Genomic DNA, 5,277 nt, shown 5'->3' on the forward strand with positions numbered 1-5,277 from the left:
GGTCATGGTTGAAGAGTCGAATTCGTCAACAACTTATTCAATTTGACTGTATCAGGGATGCTATGGAATATGTACTTCGCCTAGCGTCCTAACCGCCTTGTCTGTTGCTATAACCTCTGCAACAGCGCGTTTGAATGGCTCTTTGTGATATCGAGCATAGCCGTGGGTCATTTTTACCCACACAATATCATCGCTGTTGATCCAGATAGTCATTACATCTTCGGGCTGGCAGTTTTTGGAGTAGTCCGACTGATTGGCGATGGTTGCAATGATTTCGCGATCGCATGTGGTCAACGGATCTTTTGTTGGCGTAGGGGCTGAAGTTTGTGTCATCATTATAAATTGCCTCTTCTTTAGATGGTTGGGGCATAGGGGCGATCGCTAAGTTTTCCCGACGGAGCGATCGTCCTATTTTTATTGGTCAGTTTGTTGTGCTTTCAGCACAACACTCTCACTCTAGAATTGGCGAAGCCTCATTTTTCTTGCTCCTAACCAGTAGTTAGAGCTACTAAGCAAAAGACATAGTGCGTCACGCGACCGACGGCTTCAATAGTATTATTTGCCAGCCACTGCACTTAGGCGATTGCTTCTGCTTTTAATAAAAGGCTTGCTCAAAATGGCTGTGTGTCCGTTGATTGCTTCTCCAGGCTTCTTTACCTACTCAATAGAGCTTGTGCTATACCCCGGTGATCATGTCTCTAAACTATGTTTCGACTTGGAACGTTAACTCGATTTGGTTTGTAATGGTTGACTTGCGAACCCTTCGCGTTACGGGTGCTGGCAGTTCGCTGTAAATTAGAGCTATAAATCAAAATAATTAGCTCAGGTAAACGGCTATAGCAATCCTAAATGATTTATGAGAAAACACCATACTCACGAAGTTTGGAGAAGTCAAAAACTTGACAATGAATCGATAGCTCAAATAACGCCTTGACTACGGTAAAAGAATGACAGAAAAAATAAAACTCTCTAATTAATCGTTTTGCTTGCAGCCAAATATCTTCTACAGGATTCTGTTGTGGTGCATTTGGGGCAAATCTCAAGCAAGTGAGCAACCATTGTTCTTTGTCAAGTTCACTATTTAAGGTTGGGCATCCACCGCACGACGGGCTAGTAGTCCTGTGGTTGCAGCGAAAACTCAGTCTTTGCGTGCTGCTAAGTTTCGCAATATGAACTGATGAGAAAGCGATTGTCTTCTGATCCTATGAGGCGATCGCTCTTTCTTTCAGTAATTGAGAGCAACCAATTAACATAGTTAATAAGGCGAAGAAACATGACGACAGACTTAGTTACTTATTACGGGCAGACTCCAATCATTGACCAACTGGTTGATAAATATGGTATGTATTTGGAGAAGTTAGACAGAGAAGATAAACTCTTACTTCGGATGGCGCTGGCTAATTATGTCTTCATGCAAGAACATAGTCCAGATAAATATACTGTAGAAATGGCATTAGAAGATGTACTGTCAGATCCCGGCTTTATCAAAGAGAATTGGTGTAATATCTGCTCTGTTTTAAATGGACTAACAACTCTGGAAGCAGAAACGATACTTGAAGCTTTACAGCATCAAATTCGATGGGGCAATGCCCAGAAGTTAGCGAGTTGACAGGGTAAGAAACATGGAAACCTATTTAGTCTTTGTTGATGCTATCCAGAACAGCAATAAATTTTGGTCTGCCAAAGTCGAAGATGGTAATTTAACAGTGCAGTGGGGCAGAGTCGGCTATCAAGCACAGACTAAAGTCCACACATTAGGCAATCATCAGAGAGCGGTAAGTAAATTCAACAATCTGGTAGCCGAAAAGATGATGAAAGGCTACAGAAGAAGTCAGTCACAAATCGATAGTAATTGTGAAGTTTTTGAAATCAAGCGATCGTTACTATTACGATCCAAATTATGATATTGCTCAATGTAGGGTTCAGTTTGGCTTACAAGCAGATATTCACAAAAGCGATAATTGTTAGAGTCAGCCAGTAGTGCTTGTGCAAAAAAAATTAATTCCCTTCCCAAATACCTGCTTATTAAATCTGGGTTTGTCCCTTGTGTATTGCTATAGTTTTCCTGTTTTTAGCACGATGATGCCCTTAGCTACTATGAACTTTACGCCGTAGTAAACTGATCATAATCATACAAGATATACAAGCTAAAAAACTTGATGGCTCAGGAACAGTTTTTATTCTTTGTGTCTCTAAGAAATTGGACATATCTTCACCAATAATCTGATGTACACGACGAGTGGGATGAATCTCGTCAAAGTAATAATAATTATCAGGGGTTGAACAACCAGGCTCTAACCCCCCAGTAGTGTATAAAAGTTCGCAGGCATCATTTATATTGGTAAAACCAAATGCCGATGGGGTAGAGCGAATTTTGTTGCTAATTGCAACATGGTCATATAGTGCAACTTCAACACCTAATTGCTTATTCAGGGTATCGAGTTGACCGGGAAGACTTTTATTGATAACATCTCTAAACTTAGCTGCCTCTTGTGAGTATTGCTCAAAAAGCGGTAATGCAGCTAAATCTGTAGAATTTACGACAAAAAACTGTTCTGCCCCTAGCCCTGTAAGTTGTGATATTCCAGAAGCAATATTGTTAACAGCAGTATCAGCTAAGGCATCAACCGAACCAGTCTGATTATTAAAAAACCTTTCTAATAAGTCATTTGTAGATATAAAAATGAAGTATAACCCCTTAGAATCTGCCACGCGATTAACTTCTGCTTTATATTCTTCAATTTGACCAAAGAAACCTGTATCTTGATATTTATCAAGCCAAGTACTTAAATTGCCATTGCCGCTTTTTGCACCACCTACTGCATAATCTGTTAACTGTAAATTTTCTTGTTTTGCTAGTACCTCAACTGATGTTAATCCCGGATTATTTGTCCATCGACCGTCAGAGTCATACACGTCCACTCGTGGGAATATAAACGCTCCAGGTACCCCAGAGTTAACTGCTGCTGTTGTAATCCGAAGTGCTGCCCCATTATCTGAATAGCTATCACCAAAAGCATAAATACGAGAAATCGAATTGAAAGAAGCTGCATAAGCATTATTAACACTTACACACAAAAAAGCCGCACTACTTACTGCGGTAGTAGTAAATATTTTCAAAGGAATATTTCTTAGCATATTGACTTTTTCATGAGGTCTTCAGCTTGTTTCTTAACGGCGATCGCACAAAACTATCCGCCCATGCTCGTAACTAAGGTTTATTTGCTTGTAATTACGCACATGAAAAAATATATACTTTCTAGCTTGATTAAGCAAGATGTATTAAGGGAAATTACTTAATCATTTGCAAAAATCATACTTTGCGCCAATGGATGGAGTATGTGGCGTTAGGGAGTAGGGTTATGAATCGAGAGAACCAAGCAGCCAATAGCGAGGAGAATCGAGTGAGTCGTCAAAGTAATAGGCGCGGATGGCTTCGAGCAGGTCATGGGTGGTAATGAAGCCATCTTCGTCCTTGTCAAGGTGCCGGAATGCTTCGCGGGCATCTTGTTCGGATAGCTGCATCATAGCCCCAGTCCATCGGATCTCATCAGTGACGGTCAGCCGACCGTCACTATCCTGGTCAACGATATCCATAATTGATTCAAGGAAGGGCATATAGGCTTGGTCAAATGCTTCGGGGGTTTCTAGCAGTCCTAACGCGAACGCTCTTTTGTACTCAGCCTCACTGATGCGCTCATCAGTATTTGTATCGGCTACTTGCAACAAGTGCTGCCACAAGCCTAAGCAAACATCAAGCAGCCGTTGTCGAGCGGAGGATTCTTCATCATGACCGAACTCTTCTGCCAGACGCGCAACTGACATCTCGAAGTCGCTCTGCTCAATAAAGCCATTGTGATCGTCATCGAAGGTGCGGAAGCGTTTAGAGAGTTTGCGATCCAGGAAATCTTTCATGGTGTTTTTACGACATCGCGTATCCACTCCATAATAAGGCCAATACCTGAAATAAAATGCTGCGTGCAATCGCATCCTTCACCCGTATAATGCTTATCACAAGCGTTAGCAATGTACTCAAATTAAGGTGGACAAAGTTTTGCGTAGGCGCAGCCCGTCGTAGACATCGCTACTTGTTTCCACATCAACACTTCCCACCCTAAATGCTAAATTTTATTTAGCCACCCAGCAGGAGTTTTCTTTTTCTTATGTGGTTCTGGTCTATCGATTCAGTAGAACAAGAATTATTTGATTTGTACGCTCCAGCCCTGCGAGCGCTCGGCGTAAATTTTAATGACGAGCAACTCCAAGAAGCTCTAGAAGCAGCAAGCTATTGTTTAGAAGATGCTTTCAGGAGCGCGATTGTTTATATACTCTGGCTCGAAGAAAACCTGAAGCCGATCTACCCGACTGCGATATTAATTGAGGCACTGGCAAATCAATGGCGCACCAAGTACTGGAAGCCGGAGTATCTAGAACTTGAACAGTTACTCTCCCCCGGAAAACGCTGGTGGAAGGCAGCAGTGGATAAGTGGGGTTACGACGAGCGTAATCAACTGGTTGCAGACATATTTTACAATCACGGGCAGGAATTTATTAAGTTCCGAAATGGGAAAGAAATTCTGGTTGATACTGCCTATAAGTGGGGATGGCAGCGAGTCGCAGATTATGCGTCCCCTTTTTCAGAAAATAATTGGTCGCTTGGCAGTATTAATGCAAGGGAATCTTGATCCACATTTTCTGTATTATTATGTAGATAAGCACCGTCAAGCAGCAATCGCTTTAGCCAACGGTAAAGAAATATTGGTAGAAACGGCGTGGCACTTTTAATGGGAACGAGTGCTGCAATATATGCCAGTAGTTGAGAGCGCTACTTCTGCGAAGTCTTCATTGTGAAAGCTTGCCCAAGAAATGCGATCGCTGAACACACAAACTTCAACAGAAATCTTGTGTTACAGTTCGTAAAAGCTGATATTGAAGCTGTATGTAACATAAACCCTCGCTTTTACAAGCCTAGCCATGCCCCAAGACTTCTCCGGTCAAAATCTCAGAGGTCGTTCATTCAAAGGTCAAGACTTGGCTGGTGCAAACTTTAGCTATGCTGATATCTGCTCTTGCGATTTCAGAGCGGCTAATTTAACTGAGGCTAACTTTAGTCATGCTGAGGCTGGGTTACAACCTCAATGGATATTTAGATTAATACTATAGGAATCATATTTGATTTCTGAAAAAGGCTATGAGATAATACGGAGGTGTATATCTGTCTAACAGCGAACAATGATAAACCAGCATTTACAAGCGGCGATCGCAGAACTACAAGAA

General features: G+C 41.8%; 6 protein-coding genes and 2 pseudogenes. 4 read left to right on the forward strand and 4 right to left on the reverse strand.

Annotated elements, in window-relative coordinates:
• Positions 1-187: 187 nt before the first annotated feature.
• Positions 188-370 (reverse strand): hypothetical protein, encoded by a 183-nt coding sequence (locus tag H6G97_RS52025; RefSeq protein ID WP_206759168.1) that lies wholly within the window; start codon positions 368-370, stop codon positions 188-190.
• A 484-nt stretch (positions 371-854) separates the two neighbouring features.
• Positions 855-1,088, reverse strand: a pseudogene (locus H6G97_RS44760) (IS630 family transposase); the annotation flags it as partial.
• A 185-nt stretch (positions 1,089-1,273) separates the two neighbouring features.
• On the opposite strand from H6G97_RS44760, the gene H6G97_RS44765 reads away from it, so the two are divergent.
• Together H6G97_RS44765 and H6G97_RS44770 are read left to right on the forward strand one after the other, a co-directional pair.
• Complete coding sequence (locus H6G97_RS44765) at positions 1,274-1,609, forward strand: hypothetical protein (protein WP_190946906.1); 336 nt, start codon at positions 1,274-1,276, stop codon at positions 1,607-1,609.
• Between the two features lie 13 nt (positions 1,610-1,622).
• A pseudogene (locus H6G97_RS44770) lies at positions 1,623-1,889 on the forward strand (WGR domain-containing protein); the annotation flags it as partial.
• Between the two features lie 199 nt (positions 1,890-2,088).
• Here H6G97_RS44770 and H6G97_RS44775 read toward each other — a convergent pair.
• Positions 2,089-3,138, reverse strand: coding sequence for an SGNH/GDSL hydrolase family protein (locus H6G97_RS44775; RefSeq protein WP_190946907.1), 1,050 nt, complete (start codon positions 3,136-3,138; stop codon positions 2,089-2,091).
• Positions 3,139-3,360: 222 nt separating this feature from the next.
• A complete protein-coding gene (locus H6G97_RS44780) occupies positions 3,361-3,915 on the reverse strand; it encodes an EF-hand domain-containing protein (protein ID WP_190946908.1) in 555 nt (184 codons plus the stop codon).
• Between the two features lie 248 nt (positions 3,916-4,163).
• Here H6G97_RS44780 and H6G97_RS44785 point away from each other — a divergent pair, with 248 nt between their 5' ends.
• On the forward strand, positions 4,164-4,685 hold the full coding sequence (locus H6G97_RS44785) for a hypothetical protein (RefSeq protein ID WP_190946909.1): 522 nt from the start codon (positions 4,164-4,166) through the stop codon (positions 4,683-4,685).
• A 289-nt stretch (positions 4,686-4,974) separates the two neighbouring features.
• The gene (locus H6G97_RS44790; RefSeq protein ID WP_190946910.1) at positions 4,975-5,163 is read left to right on the forward strand and encodes a pentapeptide repeat-containing protein; all 189 of its coding nucleotides are present in this window, start codon (positions 4,975-4,977) and stop codon (positions 5,161-5,163) included.
• Positions 5,164-5,277: the final 114 nt, after the last annotated feature.

The sequence above is a fragment of the Nostoc flagelliforme FACHB-838 genome (genome assembly GCF_014698065.1).
In the GTDB taxonomy this organism is placed as follows: domain Bacteria; phylum Cyanobacteriota; class Cyanobacteriia; order Cyanobacteriales; family Nostocaceae; genus Nostoc; species Nostoc flagelliforme_B.

What these genes read in the sequence shown, in the direction of transcription:
- H6G97_RS44775 (WP_190946907.1), bottom strand. Translation starts at nt 3,138, where the DNA reads ATGCTAAGAAATATTCCTTTGAAAATATTTACTACTACCGCAGTAAGT.
- H6G97_RS44790 (WP_190946910.1), top strand. Translation starts at nt 4,975, where the DNA reads ATGCCCCAAGACTTCTCCGGTCAAAATCTCAGAGGTCGTTCATTCAAA.
- H6G97_RS44780 (WP_190946908.1), bottom strand. Translation starts at nt 3,915, where the DNA reads ATGAAAGATTTCCTGGATCGCAAACTCTCTAAACGCTTCCGCACCTTC.
- H6G97_RS52025 (WP_206759168.1), bottom strand. Translation starts at nt 370, where the DNA reads ATGCCCCAACCATCTAAAGAAGAGGCAATTTATAATGATGACACAAAC.
- H6G97_RS44765 (WP_190946906.1), top strand. Translation starts at nt 1,274, where the DNA reads ATGACGACAGACTTAGTTACTTATTACGGGCAGACTCCAATCATTGAC.
- H6G97_RS44785 (WP_190946909.1), top strand. Translation starts at nt 4,164, where the DNA reads ATGTGGTTCTGGTCTATCGATTCAGTAGAACAAGAATTATTTGATTTG.